The sequence below is a fragment of the Acidovorax sp. JG5 genome (assembly GCF_017939685.1).
Classification (GTDB): Bacteria; Pseudomonadota; Gammaproteobacteria; order Burkholderiales; family Burkholderiaceae_C; genus Acidovorax.
The window spans coordinates 254,992-276,895 of record NZ_JAGKSE010000002.1 but is presented as its reverse complement, the minus strand read 5'-3'; the positions used below and the strand labels follow the sequence as shown (position 1 = coordinate 276,895).

Genomic DNA, 21,904 nt, shown 5'->3' with positions numbered 1-21,904 from the left:
GGAACGCCCTCCCCCGCCTCGACGGAGGAAGACACTGCGCGCCCCACGCGAAAAAGCCCTTCGGCCTGGGAAGACCGGCAGAAGCACAAACCCCGGGTACGGCCTGGGGCCTCACCCGGGGTTCATCATCAAAAATGGCTCAAGCCCTTGCCAGTCAAGCGCAATATGCTACGAATAACATAGTGCGAACCCCGGGTGCGGGCAATGCCCTTACCCGGGCTACGGGGCTGGCCCGCAGGCCCACCCGGGGTACGGGCCTGCGCATCACCCCATCATCCACTCGTCGTACAGCGCGGGCATGGTGCCGACGATGAAGGATGCGTTGTACAGGTCATCACCCGTATTCAGCCCCTTCAAGACCACGAACACGTCACCGACGTCCACCGTGCCGCTGTCGTTCATATCGGCCAACAGCCAGGCATCATCCAAGCCTTCGGCATTCCAGGCCACGAACACATCCACTGCATTGACTGCATCGTCAAGAGCATCCTCAAAGTGAAGGTCTGCGGCTGCCAGGAAGCTGGTCGCATCGAGCGAAGAACCATCCACGGCCTGGTAGTTGTCCACCGTCTTGCCGAACAGCGAGAGCTTGTCGTCCGCGACATCGAAGTCGTGGATAACGTCTGCCACCGCAACGTTGATCGCGTCGACCACCGTCGTGAGATCGATCACGCTGTCACCGTTGGCAAAGCCGAAGATGTCCAGGCCATCCCCGCCCCAGAACTCGTCGATGGCCTCGCCACCTACCAGCCAGTCGTCACCGGCCTGGCCGTAGAGGTCGTTGTCGCCATCGCGGCCGACCAGCACATTGCTGTTCGCATCGCCCTTGAGGGTGTCGTTGTCCGACATGCTGCCAATGATGTTCTCGAAGTTGATGTAGGCATCGGTGGTCGAGGCCAGGTCAATGGTCAGCTGCGTGGCGATGCCATCCACAAAGAGGGTGTCGTTGTCGGCGCCGCCGTCCACGCTGTTGACCACATCGTCGGCCACGTCGAACAGCACGAAGTCATTGCCTGACCCGGCGTTGATGGCATCGCGGCCACCGGCACCATCGATGAAGTCATTGCCCGCACCGCCCTGCAGAGTGTCTGCCTGCGCGCTGCCCGTGATGGAGTCCTCAGCGCCGCTGCCCTGGACCGTCCAGCCCGAGGTGCCGTCCGCCAACTCCAGATCCACCACGCCACCTGCTGCTGCCAGCTGGAGGGTGGCGGTGCCGTTGTTCTCGGTGCCCGAACTGGCAATAAAGACGCTGACATCCTGGGCCAGGGCGATAGCGCCGGCCTGCACCACCAGGGTGTCGCCGACAAAGCCTTCTGTGTCGTCGGCATAAAGGTCGGTGATGGTATCGGTGCCCGCCCCTACGGTGAAGATGTCGTTGCCGTCACCGCCCGTCAGGGTGTCGTTGCCCAGGCCGCCGTTGAGGGCGTCGTTGCCGGCACCGCCCTGAAGCGTGTCGTTGCCAGCACCGCCCGTCAGCACGTCGTTGCCCGCACCGGCGTCCACCATAAAGCGGCCATCGGTTTCGGCACCGCCGTCAAAGGTCAGGGCTGCCGCACTCTGCATACCGGTGGCCACCAGGGTGAGCACCGCACCAGCGGCCACCAGGGTGTCGCGGGTGGTGATGGCAGCTGCGGTGGTGGTGTTGCCCAGTTCGATGCGCTCCACACCCGCGACCTGGTTCAGTTCGCCGGAGGCGTCAGAACCAGCGGTATCGGCGTCGGTGTAACGCAGCGTGTCGTTGCCCAGGCCTGCATCAATGCTGTCGGCACTGGTGAGGTGGCTGCCCATGTCGATGGTGTCATCCGCGCTGCCCCCCTGGATGGTGAGCACCTCGGTCTGCACGCTGAAGTCGTAGGTGCCTGCTGCGGTGTTGGTGATTTCGATGCGTTCCACCTCGGTCAGGTCATCATTGCTCAGGCTACTCGACACACTGGCCGCAAAACGCACGGTGTCGATGCCGTCCTGGCCGTTGATGACATCGGCATCGGATGCGCTGATGGTGTCGTTGAAGCCGGACCCTGTCAGGCTGTCCTCTCCGGCACCGCCGTTGATCGTGTAGCCTGCGGTGCCCGTCGCCTCGGTCATGTCAATCCAGCCGCCTGCGGCCGCCGCATTGATCGTGACCGTGCCGGTGCTGGTGTTGCTGGTGTTGCCATCGGCTACAAATTTGGTCACGTCATTGGCCGTCACACTGGCCGCGCCGGTGACCACGATTTCATCGGGAGCCGAGTTGTCGTCCACGCCCAGATCGGTGATGGTGTCGTGCCCGGCATCGACGATGAAGGTGCTGTAGTACTCCTGCCCCCGGCCGGTCAGGACGTCGTTGCCTGCACCGCCTTGCAGGGTGCTGTAGTCGAACGCAGTGCCCGACAGCGTGTCGTCGCCCTGGCCACCCACGATGTTCTCAAAGTTCGAGAAGATATCCGTGGGGCTGTCGAGGTCGATGGTGACACCTGCGGTCTGTGCGCTGGCGTCCAGGGTGTCGCTGTCGTCGCCGCCGTCCACCGACGCATCGCCTGCGTCGTACACGAAGGTGTCATCGCCTTCGCCACCCAGCAGGGTGTCGCGGCCTGCGCCGCCGTCCAGCAGATCGTCGCCGTCACCACCATCGATGCCGTCGTTGCCTGCACCGCCCTTGATGGTGTCGTCAAAATCGCTGCCCGTCACCGTGAAGGCCAGGCCCACATGGCCGGACAGGTCCAGGCTCACACCTGCGCCGCCCGTCAGGCCGCTGTAGTCCTGATGCGCCACGCTGATCTGGCTGAAGTCGTAGCCGTCGGCAGGCAGGTCACCGGTGACTTCCAGTGTGCCTGCACCGCTGATGGCCACGCCATCGGCCTGCGCGGCGGTCAGGGTCAGGGTCACGCCCGCAGGCACCACCACCGGGCCCAGGCCCACCAGGGTGACGTTGCCAAAGTTCACGTCGCCGGCGAGGACCAGGTCCACCCCGTCCAGCACCAGGGTGCCTGACGTGAAGGTGACGCCCGCACCAATGGTCAGCTCCAGGGTGCCTGCTGCACCGTTGAGGAACGACCAGTTGCCCGTCTGCGTGACGGCGCCCAGCGTGGCGCGCACATGGCCACCGCCCGCGTTGAGCGTGAAGTCGGCAGGGTCCAGCGCACCGAGCACACCCAGGTTCACCGTGCCGGTGGAGGTGCCGTCGGTGTTGACGTTGATGGTGCTCAGGTCAGCGCCCGACACACCGGGCTTGCTGGCGTTGCCCGCCGTGCCCAGCACCACCGTGCCCCGCGTGTTGATGGTCAGCACTTCGGTATTGCCCAGCGCCGCCCCCGGGCTGGTGCCCGGCGCCGTCACAGTGCCCGTGCCAGTGTGCGTCAGCGTCAGGCCGCTGATGTGCTCGTCGTCGGTGTTGACCGAGCCGATCGTCACGTCCGCATCGCCGCTGACGCGGATGGTGGCCGTCACGGTTTCAGAGTGCAGCACGTTCGAGCGTGTCAGATACCGCAGCTCCAGCTCGCCCGCGATCACCAGATCGTGGTCGGCCTGGATTTCCACCTGGTACAGGTTGTTTTCCTGGGCGTTGTGGATGCCGGCGAATGTTGCATCCGTCGAAGAATTGATGACCGAGACCACAGCAGCCAAACCACCGCTGAGGGTAAAGTCGCCCACGTCGATCACATCAGCGTCCAGATAGTCCCCTGCAATCTTGTAGGTGAACTCGACCACACCGCCACCCAGATTCTTGGCTGTCCAGTGGTCGTACCCGGCCGCAGCCAGCTTGGCCGCAACAGCCAACTCATCATCGCCCGTGGCCAGGGCCACAAAAGCGCCGTCAAAGGCAATCGACTGGTTACTTGCCACCACGGTGTCAGCAATGGTCACCGTGAAGGCTTCCGCGCGCGATTCGCCAACCGGGCCTTCGGCTCCGTTGTCGGCAAAGATGCCGCCCCGGATTTCGTTGGGCGCCGTGGCGGTGCCCGTGACGTCTTGCGAGACGATCACCAGCTTCTTGAACAGGCCCGGCAGTTGGGCAATCAAAGAATTGTTCAGCGTCGCCAGCGGATCTTTGTCCTGTTCCAGCATCAGATTGCCGGTGACGACCGAGGCCCCTTCCAGCACCAGCGTCAGGGTGCTGACTTCACCCACGTTGAGCGTGTTGAACTCCAGCGTTGCGTCCACCGTGGTGTTTTCGTTCACCACAATCACGCGGTCCGTGGTGGCAATGGCGTCGGGGTCGACGTAGCCGCTGTCCAGCAGGGTGGCGGCGTCGTACAGGGTGACCACCACAGGGTCGCCATTGCTGGCCTGGTCGCGCAGACCCGTCAGGATGGTTTCGATGTTGGCCGGCAGGTTGGACAGGCTGAACTCGTTGTACAGGTATTCACTGACCATCCAGACGTTTTCGACATCAAAGCCCGTGGCGCTGATGTTGGCGTCGGTTTCAGCAGCACCAGCGGCATCCTCATCATCGGCTTGGGTAAAGCCCAACGTCAGGATGGTGCCGTCGAATGCATCGCCGGTGACCGTGCGGCCATCGGCCTGCACTTCGCTGGCAAGCACCAGGTTCTGGTTGTCTGCGCTGTAGACGAAGCCAAATGCCGTGTTGCCCGATGCGGCTGTGCCGTCGAGCACCGCACCGGGCTGGAGCACCACGACATCGGCTGCTGCATCCAGGGTGATGGTGCCAGCCACCGCAGTCACGCCACCCAGATCGATGCTGGCGTTGCTGCTGTCGAAGTGGGTGAGGTTGAGCGTGCCTGCGCCGCTGACGGTCACATCGGTATCGGTGCCCAGCAGCTGCTGGTACTGGTCGGCCGTCATGTTCAGGGTGACATGCTCCGGAATCACCAGGCTCTGCACCTTGGAGAGATTGACCGCCGGGTCCAGCGTGATGCTGACCGGCAGTTGCGCCGTGCCCAATGGTGCCAGTGACAGGCTGGCAATGACCACACCGGCCCCCAGCGTGCTGCTATCGAGGGCCTGGCCTTCGTAGCCGGTAACGATCAGGGTTTCCTCCACGTCGGGCAGAGGGCTGTCAACAGTACCGGCAAAGTTGCCCAGACCGGTGGCCACCAGTTGTGCATGGCTGAGGGTCAGCGCTGCACCAGTGCCCAGAATGACCTGGAAGTCGCCCAGGCTGGCCGCCGGGTGGAGGATGGCGTTCGCAGACACCGTGAGGGTGTCGTTGAAGGCCGAGCCCACCAGGGTGACGTTGAGCGCATTGCCCGAGGTCGTCAGGTTGAAGCCGGACTGGCCGGTGGTGACCGCGCTCAGGTTGATGGTGTAACCGGCGGCTTCATTGGCATCGGGGGTGCCAATGCTGCCCAGGATCAACTGCACCGGGGTGGCGCTATGGTTCTGGGTGGCAGCGGTGGCCGTCCAGTGGCCGGTGACATACGCCGTGGCGCTGGCACCCGCACGGACCACCAGCACGTCGGCGCCGGAGAGGTCGGTGATGGTGTCGGCCCCTTGGTCCACCTCAAAGGTGTCGTTGCCTGCGGCACCGGTCAGGGTGTCGTTGCCCGCGCCACCAATGAGGGTGTCGCTGTTGGGCAGGGTTCCGCCAATGAGGATGTCGTCGCCCTTACCGCCAATCAGGCTGAAGTGACCATCGGTCTCGGCACCGCCGTCAAAGTTCAGCGCATGGTCGCTGGCCAGGGCGCTGCCGTCAATGACGAGGGTCTTGCCAGCGGCCACCAGGGTGTCGTTGGTGAGTCTGATGGCTGTCGCTGCATCGCCCAGGGTGATGCGCTCGATGTTCGTCACCCCGTTCAGGTCGTTGGTGTCGTTGGTGTCATCGGTAAAGCGCAGCTCGTCGTTGCCCGCGCCGCCATCGATGGTGACGCCGGTCAAATGGCTGCCCATCTGGATGACGTCGTCACCGCCACCCGCCTGGATGCCGAGGGTGCTGGCATCGCCCGTGAGGGTGTCACCGAACTCCGAACCGATGAGGTATTCAAAGCCCGAGAAAGCGTCGTTGCCATCGCCCAGGTTGATGGTGACGCCCGCTGTGGCGCCCGAGGCGTCCAGGGTGTCGTTGCCTGCACCGCCGTTCACCGATGCATCGGCTGCGTCGTACACGATGGTGTCATCGTCTTCGCCGCCCAGCAGGGTGTCGCGGCCCACGCCGCCGTCCAGCAGATTGTTGCCGTCACCGCCATCGATGCTGTCGTTGCCTGCACCGCCCGTGATGGTGTCGTCAAAATCGCTGCCCGTCACCGTGAAGACCTGGCCCACATGGCCGGACAGGTCCAGGCTCACACCGTCATTCAGGCCGCTGTAGTCCTGCTGCGCCACGCTGATCTGGCTGAAGTCGTAGCCCGCAGGCAATGCGCCTTCCACCACTAGTTTGCCCGCACCGCTGATAGCCACGCCGTCGGCCTGCGCGGCGGTCAGGGTCAGGGTCACGCCCGCAGGCACCTCCACAGACGCCAGGCCCTGGAGGGTAATTGCGGAGAAGTCCACGCTGCCCGTGAGCTTGAGGGTGACGTTGTCCAGCACCAGGGTGCCGCCGGTAAAGGTGTTCTTGGTGCCATCCAGGCTCAGCTCCAAGCTGCCTGCGCTGCCATTGAGGAAGCGCCATGTACCGCCTGTGGCCAAGTCCAGTTCACCCAGGTTGACGCGCACCACGCCGCCGCCCGCGTTGAGGGTGAAGTCGGCCAAGTCCACCAGACCCAGCACACCCAGGTCCACCGTGCCGGTGGAGGTGCCGTCGGTGTTGACGTTGATGATGCTCAGGTCAGCGCCCGACACACCGGGCTTGCTGGCGTTGCCCGCCGTGCCCAGCACCACCGTGCCCTGGGTGTTGATGGTCAGCACCTCGGTATTGCCCAGCGCTGCCCCCGGGCTGGTGCCCGGCGCCGTCACGGTGCCCGTGCCAGTGTGCGTCAGCGTCAGGCCGCTGATGTGCTCGTCGTCGGTGTTGACCGAGCCAATCGTCACGTCCGCATCGCCGCTGATGCGGATGATGGCCGTCACGGTTTCATCGTGCAGCACGTTCGAGCGCGTCAGGTACCGCAGCTCCAGCTCGCCCGCGATCACCAGGTCGTGGTCTGCCTGGATTTCCACCTGGTACAGGTTGTTTTCCTGGGCGTTGTGGATGCCGTTGACCGAAGGGGCGAAGACAAAGTCGGCAGTATCCAAGCCGAGGCTGAGATTCATCTGGTTGGCAGCCACCCCGTTGGTGCCCAGCTGAACGATGGCTAGATCGTCATAGGCCGTGTCGTAATCGCCAGCAATCTCGTAGGTGAACTCCACCACGCCAGGAGCCACGACCTTGGCCGTCCAGTTGTCGTAGCTGGCGGCCGCCAGCTTGGCAGCGATTTGTGCAGCGGTGTCACCGGCCTTGAGCACGATGAAGGCGCCATTGAACGCAATCGACGCATCTGCGGCCAGAGGCAAAGTAGGAGGAAGAGCACCACCCTCGGCAATCGTCAGCGTGAAGGTTTCGGCGCGCGATTCGCTGCCCGCACCCTCGGCCCCGTTGTCGGCAAAGATGCCGCCCCGGATTTCGTTGGGTGCCGTGGCGGTGCCGGTGACGTCTTGCGAGACGATCACCAGCTTCTTGAACAGGCCCGGCAGCTTGCCATTCGCAAGATTGCTCAGCGTCGCCAGCGGGTCCTTGTTCTGCTCCAGCGTCAGGTTGCCGGTGATGACGGAGGCGCCTTCCAGCGTCAGCGTCAGGGTGCTGACTTCGCGGCCTGCGGTCAGGTCGCTGAAGGCCACCGAGGCGTCCACCGTGGTGTTTTCGTTCACCACCACCACGCGGTCGGTGGTGTTGAGGCCACCGATCTCCAGCACCTCCAGCAAATCGGCAGCCGAGTACACCGTGACGACCAGCGGATCGCCCAAGCCGCCCCGGGACTGGTCTGGCAGGCCGGGCAGGATGGTTTCGATGTTGGCCGGCAGGTTGGCCAGGCTGAACTCGTTGTACAGGTATTCGCTGACCAGGTACAGGTTCTCGACACTGAAACCGGATGCATCGATGGTGGCGTCGGCATCCAGGGTGTCGGCAGTGGTAAAGCCCAGCGTCAGGATGGTGCCGTCGAACAGGCCGTCCGTGACCGTGCGGCCGTCGGCCTGGGTTTCGCTGGCGAGCACCAAGTTCTGGTTGTCGGCGCTGTAGACGAAGCTGAACTTCTCTGGCGTCACTGCGCCCGAGTCCAACACGGCCGATGCGTCGACCTCCACCAGTGCAGCAGCGGGGTCCAGTGTGATGGTGCCTGCCTTGGCGGTGACCGCACTCAGATCGATGTCAGCGTTGTCACTGTCGAAGTGGGTGAGGTTGAGCGTGCCTGCTCCGCTGACGGCGACACCCATGTTGCTGAGCAACTGCTGGTACTGGTCGGCCGTCATGTTGAGGGTGACGCCATCCGGGATGATGACCTGCTGCACACCGCTGAGGTTGGCGAGCGGGTCGAGCGTGACCACGTCGTCGCTGTCAGCCAACACCTGCAACTCGGCAATCTGCACCCCGGTGCCCAGGTTCTGGGTCTGGATGTTTTCGCCGTTGTAGGCGGTGACGATCAGGGTATCTGGATCGGTAGTACCCGCTGTGCCCGAGAAATCGGCCTCGCCGGTGTCCAGCAACTGGGCGGTGGTGAGGGTGAGCACCACGCCATCGGCCAGCACCACGGCAAAGTTGCCGAAGTCGGAGGCTGGGTTGAGGGTGACGGTGGTGGGCACGTTGGCCGTCAGGGTGTCGGCCGCGATGGTGCTGAGGTTGAACGACGTGTCATCAATGCCATTGACGGTCACGGCACTGCCGGTCACACCGCCAGACGTTTCTGCCACCGTGAGCTCGTTCGCGTCTTCGACATCAAACACCAAGCCAATGTTGTTGGACGCAATGGTGAAGGTCGTGGCTGCATTGACCATTTCACCTGTGAAGGTGACCACGTTGGGGCCGCCAGCAACACTGTCGCTGACGATCACCTCCATGTTACTGCCCAAGTTGGCACTCAGAGACACGCTACCGTTAGCGTCGAGCTGAGCCGTTTCAGTGGCTGCGTCGATGGCGGACAGGTCGGCATTCAGGGTGGCTTCGAGGGCCGTCACGTTCACCGTGCCGTTGTCGGCACTGTCGGTGATGGTGCGGCCATTGGCCTGCGCTGCGCTCAGGGTGAGCGCCACAGGGGTGCCTGCCGCGTCCTGCAACACCACGTCGAAGGTACCCAGGTTGGTCGTGGGGGCCAGCGTGGCGGTTTCCGGGACGTAGGCGGTCTGGTCACCCGTATTGGTGATGAGCTCCAAACTGGTGGGCTCGGCACCCAGGTCGTTGACAACCACATCACCCAAACCGGTAATGGTCTGGTCATTGGCCTGCACGGCCGTCAGGGTGACGGTCTGGGTGGCATCCAGCACCGGGAAGGTGATGGTGCCCACCTCGGCGCCTGGCACCAGGGTGATGTAGTCGGCCGTGACGTGGGTCAGGTCGGCCGTGATGGGCGTGTCGGCCGGGGCCACGTCGTTGTTGCCGTTGTCGTTTTCATCGTCGATGAGCAAGGTGCCCAGGCCATTGATGAATTGGCCGGTGATGACCGACCCCGCGCTGCGCAGCTCGGCGCCATTGCCCACGGTGATGACACGGCCAGCGCCAGCAGCCCCCAGATCCGCATCGGCACTGAGGGTAACCGCCGAGTCCACAGCGATCTGCACGGTGGTGGTGGCAATGCCCGACAGATCGATATCGGAGTTGGCGGCATCGGCTACCAGGCCCAGGTCTTCGACCCGGGTGGTGCCAGCGCCGGTGGCAGCGTGACCGTCTGCCTGGTTGGCCGTCATCAGGAGGGTGGCACCTGCCACCACCGTGAAGGTGGCTGTGCCCACCCCGCCCTCGGTAATGTCAAACACACCGTCGCCGGTGATTTGCACCGTGGCATCACCCAGGTCGCCCGTGAAGACGACGGGGGTACCGGCGGTGGTGGCGACCTGCACGGTCACAGTGCCCACGTCATCCACACCGGTCATGATGCCGGAGAGGTCTGCATCGGGGGTGAGTTGCAGGTCGGTGATGGTGACGCTGCCGTCGCCAGTGATGGTCAGGCCATCGGCATCGGCGGCGGTGATCGTCAAAACGGACCCGGTCGGAACCTCGATGGTGGTGCCGATCAGGGTCAGCGCCACGGGCGTGGCCAGATTGACGGTGCCGTCAATGGTCAGCGCCACGTTGTTGAAGGTCAACGTGCCCGCACCCAGGGTGACGCTGTCGTCCAGGGTGATGTTCAGCGTGCCGGTAGAGCCTGCGTTGGTGAACAGCCAGGTGCCTCCCGCACCCAGGGCCATGTTGTAATCATCTCCATCGTCCATCAACACGGCACTGACCGTGCCAGTGTTGCCGGTGGCGTCTAGGGTGAAGCTCAGGGCATCCACCTGAGCGATGACGCCCAGGTTGACATTGCCGGCGCCGTCCACGTCGATCAGGCTCAGTTCATTACTGGCCACGCCGGGCTTGGTCAGGTCACCGGTGGTGCCCAGGTTCACGTCGCCCGTGGCGTCGATGAACAGGCTTTCAGTGCCGGATACCGTGGCCAAGGTCGCGTTGTCCACCGAGGCAGCCGGGCTGGCGCCCGTGATGGTGAGCACGCCGGGGCCTTCGTTGACCAGGGTCAGGCTGGTGATGTCTGCATCCGCCGTGTTGACCGAGGCCACCGTGGTGGCGTTGGCGCCGCGCACCGTGAGGGTGGCCTGGGCGGTGGGCTGGTCGGCCTTGGGGGCAAAGTTGAAGTTGATGGTGCCCACGGTGAGGTTGGAGCCCGCACCCAGCGAGCCGTTGCCCACCACGGACAGCGCGCCTGTATCCAGGACCACGTTGAGCAGGTCCAGGCCCGGATTGCCCGCCGTGGTGATGTTACCCACCACGTTGGAGAAGGTGGCGGAGGAGACGGGCTGCTCGTATTCCCCCGTTTCGTCCACACCGTCGTTGTCGTTGACGTACTGCTCGCTGGCCAGCGGGTGGTCGGTGTGCAGGGCCAGTTGCGAACGGATGGTCAGGGTTTCAAAGCGGATGGCGTCTAGATTGATGTCAGCCGGATTTCCGGGGACTTCATCCCCCAGGGTGATGTCACCGACCTTGACCTCACCACCCAGATCCAGCGTCAGCGTCTTGACGTATTCGAGGTCATCCGCGTCGTTGACAACCAAACCGGTGTCAGAGATGTCGGTAAAGGCCACAAACTCGATGGTGCGGCGCACCTCGGAGGCCAGCAGCAGGATGTCGAGTTCGTCCAGGCTGGAGAACTCCACCCGCACGATGCTGCCAGGCAAGGAGGTGTAGAGGTCTTCTACGCTGCCAGTACCCACCAGCGTCGGAGTGAGCCACAGACGGCCCAGGTTGGCGCTATAGCCCGATGTGTCCACAGGGGTTGCTGGAGGATCGGTGAACAGCCACACCACGTTGCTGCTGTTGGTGTGGTCGGCGTCCCCGGCGGGGGCATTGACCAGCACGTCGCGGGCGGCCTGTTCGGCCGTCTGGAAGCGAATGGTCTGGCCCGAGAGGGTGTTGTTGTCGGCACTGAGCGCATCCAGCGTGACGGAGAAGTCACCCAGCTCCGTCGTGGCACCCACCGTCACGTCGTTGTCGAACAGGGTGATGGTGCCTGCCACATGCGCAGAAATGGCGCTGAAATCGTAGTTGGCCGGGGTGCTGTCGTCGTAATGGCCAAAATCGACGATGTTGACCACACCGGTCGAGGCTGCGCCGTTCTCACCCACGATTTCCAGGCCTGCCAGGCCAATGGCATGGGCCTGGGCTGCGGTCAGGGTCAGGGTGGCTCCGTCGGCCACGATGATCTGGTTGGTGCCCGTGCCCGCCCAGGTCAGGCCCAGGTCGCTCAGGTCGGCATCGGCGGCAAAGAACAGGGTGGCATCAGCACCGAGGTTGATGTTGAGCGCGCCGGCGGTCCAGGTGATCTCGCCGAACTCCACCCGGCTGCCTGCGGGAGTGCTGGCCAGGTTGAAGGACCAGCCGGTTTCACCGGGCTGGGTGGCATTGAGGGTGTCGCCGGTGAGGCTGATGATGGTCACGCCCGTGCCTGCAGTGAAGCTGAACTGGCCGGAATCGACGTCGGTCACGTCCTGCAGGTTCAGGGTGCCTTGCAGTTGTGCGGCGTTGATGACGGACAGGCCGCTGGCGGTGATGCCCCAGCCCCCGTTTTCCGTGCCCAGCTGGATGTTGCCCGTGCCCTTGAGGGTCAGGGCTTCGAGGTTGCCCTGGGTGTCGGCGGTGTAGCTGCCATCGGCGTCGCCGTCGAACAATGCTGGCGACGCGCCCGTGACGACGAGGGTGCCCGTGCCTTGGTGGTCGATGGTGAGGGCGCTCAACTCGTTGTCGGACACATCGAGCTGCTGGATGGTGATGTCCTCGCTGCCGATGAGGGTCAGCAGAGCCGAGGGGTACTTGCCCGCATCGACCGAGCTAAACACGATGTCACCGGTGACCCGGAATTCCTGGTCGGCGATGATGAATACATCGCGCAGGTTGTTTTCAATGGTGGCCGTGCCCGGCTCTGGCTGGGCGGTGATATCGCCCCGGATCAGGTTGTAGGTGTTGCCGGTTTCCTGGTTGGCAGTCGTGCCTTGCGAGAGGATGGACAGCCTGCCGAAGAAGCGCGGGATGAGGCTGCTGTCGGACTCGACCGTGGACAGGCGCAGGTCGCCATCGATCTCGGAGCCGCCGTCCATGGTGAGGGACAGGGCGCGGACTTCCTTGTTGGTGTCGAGGTCGTTGACCACCACGAAGTCGGGCACGGTCACGCCCGCATCGATGACCAGAATGCGCTGGGTGGCCGTGACAAAGCCCAGGTCTTCCGGCGAATGGTAGATGCGCAATTCCACCGGGCTGGGCAGGTCGTCAAGCAGGCTCTCGATGTTGCGGCCATCGATGAAGGTGTTGACCGCCTTGAGTACATCCATGTTGTAGCCCGAGGCATCAATCGAGCCGACCCCGGTATCGTCGAACATGAACACCACGGTGGAATCGAGCGGACTGATCGGCTGCAGACCGGTCACCTGCAGGCCGTTGGCCTGCTGGGCGTTGGCCAGGCCGAGGGTCTGTCCGGCATCGACCAGCACTTCCAGGCGCGACAGGTCACCCAACTGGGTGGAGTCCAGCAGGTTGACGTTGCCGGCCAGGGTGAGCGTGATGCTGCCTGCGGTGATACCGGTGAGGTCCAAGCCCTGGTTCACATCTGCCTGGGTCAGGCCGGTAATGTGGACGGTGTAGCTGGTGCTGGCACTGCCGTTGGCGGCCTGGCCCACGATGGCGCCTGCCCCCGCGAGTTGCTGGAACTGCGCCGCCGTCAGGGTGAGCGCTTTGCCTTCAGGAACGATCAGGCGGTCCACACCCGTCAGATTGGTGGCGGCGTTCAGTGCGATGGCGTTGGTGGGGCTGGCGAGGGTGACATCGACCACGTCCACACCCGGGTTGGCCAGCGCGGCGTTGAAGACCTGGCTGCCCAGGCCCACGATGTTGACGTAACCGACATTGCCCTCTTGCGCCACGCTCAGGCTGATAAAGCCGCCCATGGCGTCGAGCTGTGCGCGGGTGAGGGTAACGGCCGACTGGTCTTGCAGGACGATGGCATTGACGTTGACGAGGGTATCGTTGGTCAGGTCGATGCGGGCGGCGGCGGTGCCGGTTTCGTCGTTGTAGGTGTCGATGACCAGCGTGGTGGTGCCCGTGGCGCTGCCATTGATGGTAATGGCGTCGCTGGCATCGATGCTGTCCACGCTGGAAATGCCCACGGTGAGCGCACCTGCGCCGGTGTGGTTGACCACCAGGGCGTCGATGTCGTCGTCGCCGGTGTCCAGCTCGCCAATCTTGACGGTCACGCCTGCTGCGGCATTGACGTTCAGGGTGGCGGTGCGGTTGTTCTCCAGGGCAGAGAACTCGATCTGGCCGATTTGCAGGTCGCGGGTGGCCTCGATGGTGATGTCGCGCAGGTTATTTTCAGCAAAGCCTGCGGCACTGCCGTTGCCATGGATGGTGCCCCAGATCCGGTTGGGCGCCGTGCCTTCGGAGCGGATGGTGAGCGACTGGAAGTAGTTGAGCGTGACCGTGCCGGCCGGGGGCTCGACGGTGGAGAGGTCCACATCGCCATCGATGGTGGAGCCGCCCTTGAGCGTGAGCACCAGGGTGGCGACTTCGACGTCGTTGTCGAGGTCGTTGAAGACCACCTGGGTGTTGACGGTGGCGCCCGCCTGGATGCTGAGCTTGCGGTCGGTGATGCTGGCCGCCGGTGCGATCGGGCTGGGGGCGCTGTTGATGTCGAACACGGTCACATTGACCACGGAGGACAGGTCTTGCAGGAGTTCCTCGATGTTCTGGCCGTTGTAGATCTCGACCAGGCGGTCGTAGACGTACAGGTCGGAGACGGCGTAGCGGCCCGTGCCCAGCTGGGTGTCAGGGGTAGCGGTGTCCAGGCGCTCGAAGCCCAGCACCAGGGAGGAGGTGCTGCCCGAACCGGTGACCACACGGTCGTCGGCCTGGGCCTGGCTGGAGAGCGTGACCATCTGGCCATTGGCCAGCACGAGCGCGAAATCGCCCAGGTCGTCGGTGGTGTTGAACACCACGTTTTCCGCGAAGGTGAGGGTGCCGTGCGCGGTGGTGATGCCGGACAGGTCCAGACCGCCGTCCAGGTCGGCCTGGGTGAGGCCGGTGAGGTTGACAGTGCCTGCGCCCGTGATGCTGCCCGCGCCCAGCAGTTGCTGGTATTGCGCCACGCTGAGGTTGAGGGTGGTGCCTGCAGGCACCACCAGCATGTCGACACCGCTGAGGTTGGTGCTGGCGTGGAGGGTGACCGGGGCTTGCGCATCCACCACTGTGACTTGCCCCACGTTCAGGCCGCTGGCAGCGGCGGCGGCATTGAAGGCCGTGCTACCCAGTCCCACCACGTCCAGCGTGGCGGTGTTGCCTGCGTCGACCAGGCTGATGCTGGCAAAACCGCCCATCTCGGTCAGCTGGGTCTGGCTGAGGGTGATGTGTGCCTTGTTGGCCAGCACCACGGCATTGACGTTGACGAGGGTGTCGTCCGACAGGTCCAGGCCGGGGCCTGCCGTGGCGGCGCTTTCCAGGTAGGTGTCAATGACCAGGGTGGTGGTGCCCGTGGCGCTGCCGTTGATGGTGAGCTTGTCAGCGCCATCGACCGTGGCCACGGTGGAGAGGCCCACCGTGAGCGCTCCCGAACCGGTGTGGTTGACGACCAGCGCGGTGACGTCTTCGTCGTTGGTGTCGAGGTCGCCAATACGGACGGATGTGCCCGTGGCCGCGTTGACGGTCAGGGTGGCAGTTTTGTCGTCACGGGTGCCCGCCACACCGTCGCCCACGGCGTTGAAGCGGATTTTGCCGGCGACGGAGAAGTCCGTGCTGGCGTTGATCAGAACGTTGAGCAGGTTGTTCTCGGTGGCCGTCTTGCCGTTGACCACGCTCACGCCTTGCGGGGTGGGGTCGATGTTGCCCGCGATGCGGTTGGGCAAGGCGCCTTCGGAGGTGATGACCAGCGATTGCAGGTTGTTGGCAATGCGGTTGTCTGCGCCGGTGGGGTCGGTGGCCGTGACGGTGGTGAGGCTCAGGTCCCCCAAAAGCGATGCATCCCCGCGGAAGGTCAGGTCAAGAACCGTGACTTCACGGTCGTGCTGGACGTCGTTGAATACGAGCGAGCCGTCGATGGACACCCCGGATTCAATGATCACGGACCGGTAGGTGGAACCCGCAAACGCCATGAGGCTGGCGTCGTCGAACACCACCACGGTAACGCTGCTGGCCAGGTTCTGGATGAGTTCGACGTTGTGCTGCTTCACCAGTGCGCTGAGCAGGTGCAGTTGGCTGACCTGGTAGCCGGAGCCATCGATCACGTCGGCTGCAGCATCCCAGCCAGAGGCAAACAGATACACCACCGTGGTGTTGCTGCCACCTGCCACGTCCAGACCATCGGCCTGGTTGCGGGTGGCCAGGCCCAGCGTTTGCCCATCGTCCATCACAACGGAGAAGCCATTGAGGTCGGTGCTGCTGAGCAGGCGCAGGTCTTCCGCCAGGGCGACAGAGCCGGTGATGTTGTCTACACCGGCCAGCGTGAAACCGGCGTCGATGTGGGCTTGCGTCAGACCGGTGATGTGCACGGTGGCACCTGCAGCCACGCCATCGAGCGAGCCCATGGCCATGAACTGGTCGGCGGTGAGAGTAACGATGGTGTTGGCCGGCACCCAGACGGCGGCACCGCTGAGGTCGGTGGCTGCATTCAGGACAAAGGTGCCCTGGGCCAGGGTGACGGTGCCCAGGCGCACATCGGGGCCAAACGCTGCAGCATCGATGGCTTGGCTCGACAGTGCGGTCACATTCACGGTTTCGTGGGCATTGCCCACGCCTGCCACGCCACCACCAATGGCCGCTTGACCGATGGCAGTGATCTGTGCAGCACTCAGGGTGACCTGACTGCCCTCGGTGATGCGCACCGTATCCACGCCCGAGAGGGTGGCCGACGAAAGATGGCTGTCCGTGACCGTCAGAGCGAGGTTGCCTGCCGTGCCGTTGATGCTGGTGCCCACAGCGGCGTCGAGCCCCTGCAGGGCCACTGCGGCATTGGCCCCGGTGGTCAGGGTGAATGCATGCCCCATGGCGCCGATGGCGACATCCAGCAGACCCTGCACACCGGTTGCATTGATGGTGATGAGCGTGTTGGGCAGCAGGCCGTCGATCTGCACATCTTCCACCGCCGTGAGGGTGAGGGTGCGCGCACTGTCGGCGCCCAGGGCGCCGATCTGCACGTCACCATCGGCCACGCTGATGGACAGAACGCTGGCGTTGTGGATGTTCAGCGCGTCCACCCGGATGGCGCGCTCTGCGCCATCGGAGGCGGTGCCAAGGGGGACGCCCTGGTTGTTGATGACCACCGAGGCCGTGGCGCCGGGGGTGAAGTAGCGTGCGGTGATCGCACCGATGCTGGAGAAATCCGGGGTCAGATCGGTTTTTTCGACGTCGGCCCAGTTGGCAGCGCCGTCGCCCTCCAGCAGGAGGCTGACGCCGCGCTTGATGCCTTCCAACGTGATCGCGTCGCCCCCATTGCCGCGCAGGCCCAGGGTTTGCAGGCCCACGGTGTCGTTGCAGACATAGAAAACGTCGCTGGCGGTGGGGTCGAGCTGGGTGATCACCAAGGTGCCGATGCCGCTGGTTTTCACGCCATGGATCGGATCGGTACCCACCACGTTGAGACCATTTTCGGCGTTGTTGGCGTCCATCACCACGTTGACGCGCAGGTTGGCACCCACCCCGCGCAAGGTGAAGGCGTCCAGTGCTGCCGCGTTGAGTGTGGTGGCCGTGAGGGTGACGCTTTCTACGAGCGTGACCGAACCGCTGAGGCCGATCTCGGTGAGGTTCAGCAGGCCTTCTTCCAGGCCCGCGTCGATGTGCGTCTGGCGAACGTCCGCGATGTGCAGGGACGAGCCCGTGCCGGTGTACTGCACGGTGGCGTCGCTCAGCTGCATGAGCTGCTCTGCGCCCAGGGTGACGTGGGTGTTGGCGCCGATGTGGAAGGCATCGACTGCGGAGAGGTCGGTGCCTTCGTTCAGGGTGTAGGTGCCGGGCTTTGCGCGCACCACCAGCTGCAAGCTGTCTGCCAGGGCGGTGGAGTCGAAAACGCCGCCGTCGAGCACCACAGTCAAAATGCCTGTGCCGGAAATGGCGTCTGCACCCAAAGCGTTGAGTTGTGCCAGGGACAGCGTGAGGCTGCTGTCCGCATCGGACAGGACGACAGCATCCACGCCCGAGAGCGCGACGCCTGCCAGGTCGTTGCTGCCGCTGAGCTGCAGGGTGAACTGCCCGTCGACACCGGACGCGTCCAGAGTGCGCAGACCTTCCAGCGCGATCGGGCCATACACCGTGATGTCGTGGCCGGAAGTGAAACGCAGGGTCTCCACACCTGCATCGCGCCCTTCAACGAAGGCCCCGTTGTTGAGGCCGGCAATGATGGCGTCGGCATCCTGGACCTGGATATCGACAGTCTGGGCATTGGCAATGTTGAGCCCGGCAACCTTGATGGGGCGCGCCGTGGCTTGACCCTGGTTGTTGATCAGCACCTGTGCCATGGCCCCCGGATAGGCGTATTCGACGTTGAGCACGCCCACGTTCGAATAAGCGGGGTGGCCGAGGGATTGCGGGCCGCTGTTGATGCGGCCGTCGCCTTCGAGGAGCAGGGACACGCCCCAGTTAACCTGCAACAGATTGAGGGTGGCATTGAAGTTGCCGCGCAGGCCCAGCTGTTCGACATCGTGGCTGCGGTCACCCATGTACAGGGTGGCTTCTTCATGGTCGCTGAAGCTGCCGTCGCCGTCGGTCATGGCGGTGACCACATACGCCTGCACCCCGCGGGTGTCAATGCCGCCGCCCTCGCCGGGGGTACCCACCACAATCGTGGTATCGGGCGACCCCGAGAGTTGTGCATCCACACGCACGAAGCGGTCGGCATTGCCATTGCCGCGCATCTGGACCATGTCCTGGAAATCGGCCAGGGTCAGGCCTTTGACGTTGTGGGCAAACGCAGCAAAGTTGACGGTGTAACCCGCATCATTCAGATCCACCGGAACGGTGAATGAGACATCCTGGCCGCCGGTGATCTTGAGCGACTTGGCCAGGTTGGTGAAAACGTCGTCGTTGGGGTTGCCGTCGTAGATGTCGGTCACCACCGGCACCAGATCGGAGTTGACGGTGAGCACGGCCGTAGAGGGCTTGGGTGCCGGGCGGTTGAAGCCACCCAGAACGTAGGCGATGTCCACATCGGTGCTGGCGCTGAAATTGCCTGTGAGCGAGCCGCCATCGACCACCTGGTAGCTCTGCCCTGCGTCAAAGGGGTCGAAGCTGGCGCCAGCGTCGGTGATGACCACCTTGCCTTTGAGTCCGTCCGTGGAATCAATACCCTGCCAGGCGACGTTTTCGTGCAGCGCCTTGGCCGACAGAGTGAGGGTTGCCCCCTCGCGCAAGTCGAAGTTCAGGCGGACGCTTTTGCTCAGGGCATTGAGGCTGATCCAGTCGCTCAGTACCAGGTCTTCCGTGACGATGATGTTGAGGTTCTGCGTTTCGCCGAACGACTGGCGGTACACGCCGATGTTGGCCGCGCCGATGGCTGCCACCTGCTCGGCAGTGAGCGTCAGCTCGCCCTGCAGGACGATGGACTTCACGCCCGTCAGACTCGCACGGGAGAGATCGCTGTCCTGGGCCACAAAGAGGCTCAGGGACTGGCCGGAGATCGTTGATCCGTCCAGTGCCACAATGCCCTTGCCACCGTCGACGTCGCCCAGTTTCAGGGTATTGGTGCCGCCACCCAGGTTCACTGCCAGTTGGGCTTCGCCTGTGCGGCTGGCCAGAGACAGGCTGTCATTGCCGCTGCCACTGGTCACGGTCAGGGTGTCTGCCGCCAGTGCCAGCACGTTGCTGCCGTTACCGAGCGTCAGCGCGATGGACACGGAGTCGGTGGAGGTGACACGGTTGTTGCCGTCGCCCAGCACCAGATGGACTTGCTGGCCTTCGCTGGCCTGCACGACGTTATCGCCATCGCCCAGGTTGAGCGTCAGGGACTGGGTACCCTCCGCACTGACGGTGTTGTCACCGTCGCCTGCGCTGATCTTGACGGTCTGGGTGCCATCGGCACTGAAGATATTGTTGCCGGCACCACCATTGATCGTGGCCGAGACGCCGTTGAGTGCGGCGAACTCATCGCCCGCCTGCGTGCCCGTGAACTGGACGTTGGGCAACCCGTCGAAATGCAGGTCCACCCCCCCGGCGTTGGTGGCCACAATGACCGCCGGACGGGTGGCAATGAACGACTGTGCCAGGTTGCCTTCGATGGTGAGCGAGCCCTCACCCGTTACATTGAGGTAGCGCAGCATGCCGCCGAGATTGGCGTCATGAATCCAGTTTTCAGCGCCCTGGGCATCCACGTTCAGCGTGCTGTTGTTGTGCGAAATGCTCAGGTCAAAACCTGGGCTTTGCGTATCGCCCAGATTGAGCCCGAGGTTGATGCCTGCCGTGCTCACACCCTGGCCAAAATGCAGGGTCACGGCCTGGGTGAAAGCGCCCTCCAGGTTGACCGCGGCATTGCCGCGAATGCCGACCACCGCCAGATCACCCAGCCCGGCACTGCCTGCGTAGCCTTCGTTCAGGACCAGTTTTTGCAGTTCGGTGGCGCGGCTGAGGTCCAGCACGCTGGCAGACCCGTTGACCGCCATGTTCTGCACCTGGACCTGCTGGATGTTGCGCAGATCCACTGGCTGGGCCAAGCCGCCGGTGGCACTGACTTCCAGGGTGTTGACACCCGACCCGCCGTCGATGCGCGCCTGGTGCAGCCATTCCAGGCGGCTGGCGACGATGAGGTCATTGCCCGGGGTGGTATAGCCAACCTGCACGGTACCACCGTTGTTTTCGTTGGGTGTCAGCACGGCAGGCAGGTGCCCGCCCGGAGTGCCTGGCGTGCCAGCCTCCCCGCCACTGACCACTTCGTACAGACGGGACTGGCCATTGGCATCGAACAGCAATTCGCGCAGGAACGTCATGTAGCCCGTGCCCAGCGTAGCCGCTGTGCTCTGGGTGGTGCCATCGGCAAAGCCGATCAGCAAGTTCGCGGTGCTGCCGTCACCCTGGAAAAGATCGGTCAGCGTGAGGCTGGCCACCTGGCTCAGGGGGTCTTGTCCGTTCACACTCACAATGCCCAGCTCAGCCAGGTCCAGCCCGGTGATATGGGTAATGAAAGCCAGCATGTCGGCCACCGGCACGCCGCCTTGTCCTGGCGTGTAACCCCAATAGATGGCAGACTGGCCTGGCGTTCCAGGTGTTCCCGGTGTGCCCTGCTGGATGTTGTCCGTCAGCACAAAATGCTGCGCGGACGAGCCACCCACCAGCACCGCGATGGTGTTGTCCACGTTGTAGAACGCCTCGGGACTGGTGCTGCGGTTGACTGCCGCGAGCATCTCGCGCGCAAGGCCGGCCGCCCACTCTCCGGCGTATGCAGCCTTCTCGGCCTGCGTATCGAGGTCTGCCGTGAAACGATGGGCCACCGCCAGCTTGTTGGCGACCACCACAGCATCGCTATTTTGCGCACCCAGAATGATCTTGAGGGCAATGGACGCCGCGGACAAACGCCCGGAGGTCAGTTCGCCCACCCAGTATTCGAGCCCCGCCGGTTCTGCCGGACGGCCCAGAATCTGCTGGTACAGCTGCTGGACCATCGCCTCGTTGGTCATGCCGCCGAACAGCGCCTGCGCTTCGGGCGCCGACCCGAAGGTGTCAATGACGGCATCGACCCCTTCCTTCTCGATCCGGCCCGACCAGTAAAGCAGACCCTCCGGGTCTGCCGGACGGCCGTAGTAGGCGATGTAGGCTTTCTGCACCAATGTGGCCGCCGACGGGTCGATCAACTCGCTGGCAATCTGGGCGATGGTGGCATTGACAACGTACGCAAAGTTTTCAACCCGGGTTTCCTGATCGACCGCAGACAGCATCTCGCGCGCCTGCGCTGCGGCCCAATCCCCTGCGTAAGCCGACTTCTCGACCGGGGTGTCCAGCCCGGCCGTGAAATAGTTGGCCACCGCCAGCCTGTTGGCCACGACCACGGCGTCGCCGTTTTGCGCATCCTGGATGATCTGCAGGGCGATGGACGCCGCAGACAGACGCCCCGACGTCAGCTCTCCCACCCAGTACGCCACCCCCGCCGGCTCGGCCGGACGACCCAGAATCTGCTCATACAGCCGCTGCACCATCGACTCGTTGGTCATGCCACCAAACAGCGCCTGCGCTTCCGGCGCAGAACCGAAGGTGTCAATGACCGCATCAATGCCTTGCTTGTCCACCAGGTTTGCCCAATACTGCAATCCTTCGGGATCAGCGGGCCGTCCGTAGTAGGCGATATAGGCTTTTTGAACAATGGTGAGAGATGCTTGAGTGGCCACAGGAGCTCCGATT

1 protein-coding gene is annotated in these 21,904 nt (G+C 64.0%); it reads right to left on the bottom strand.

What is annotated here, in order from left to right; translation table 11 throughout:
- Window positions 1-264 precede the first annotated feature (264 nt).
- The gene (locus J8G26_RS03495) at window positions 265-21,891 is read right to left on the bottom strand and encodes a DUF4214 domain-containing protein (protein ID WP_210567943.1); all 21,627 of its coding nucleotides are present in this window, start codon (window positions 21,889-21,891) and stop codon (window positions 265-267) included.
- Window positions 21,892-21,904 lie beyond the last annotated feature (13 nt).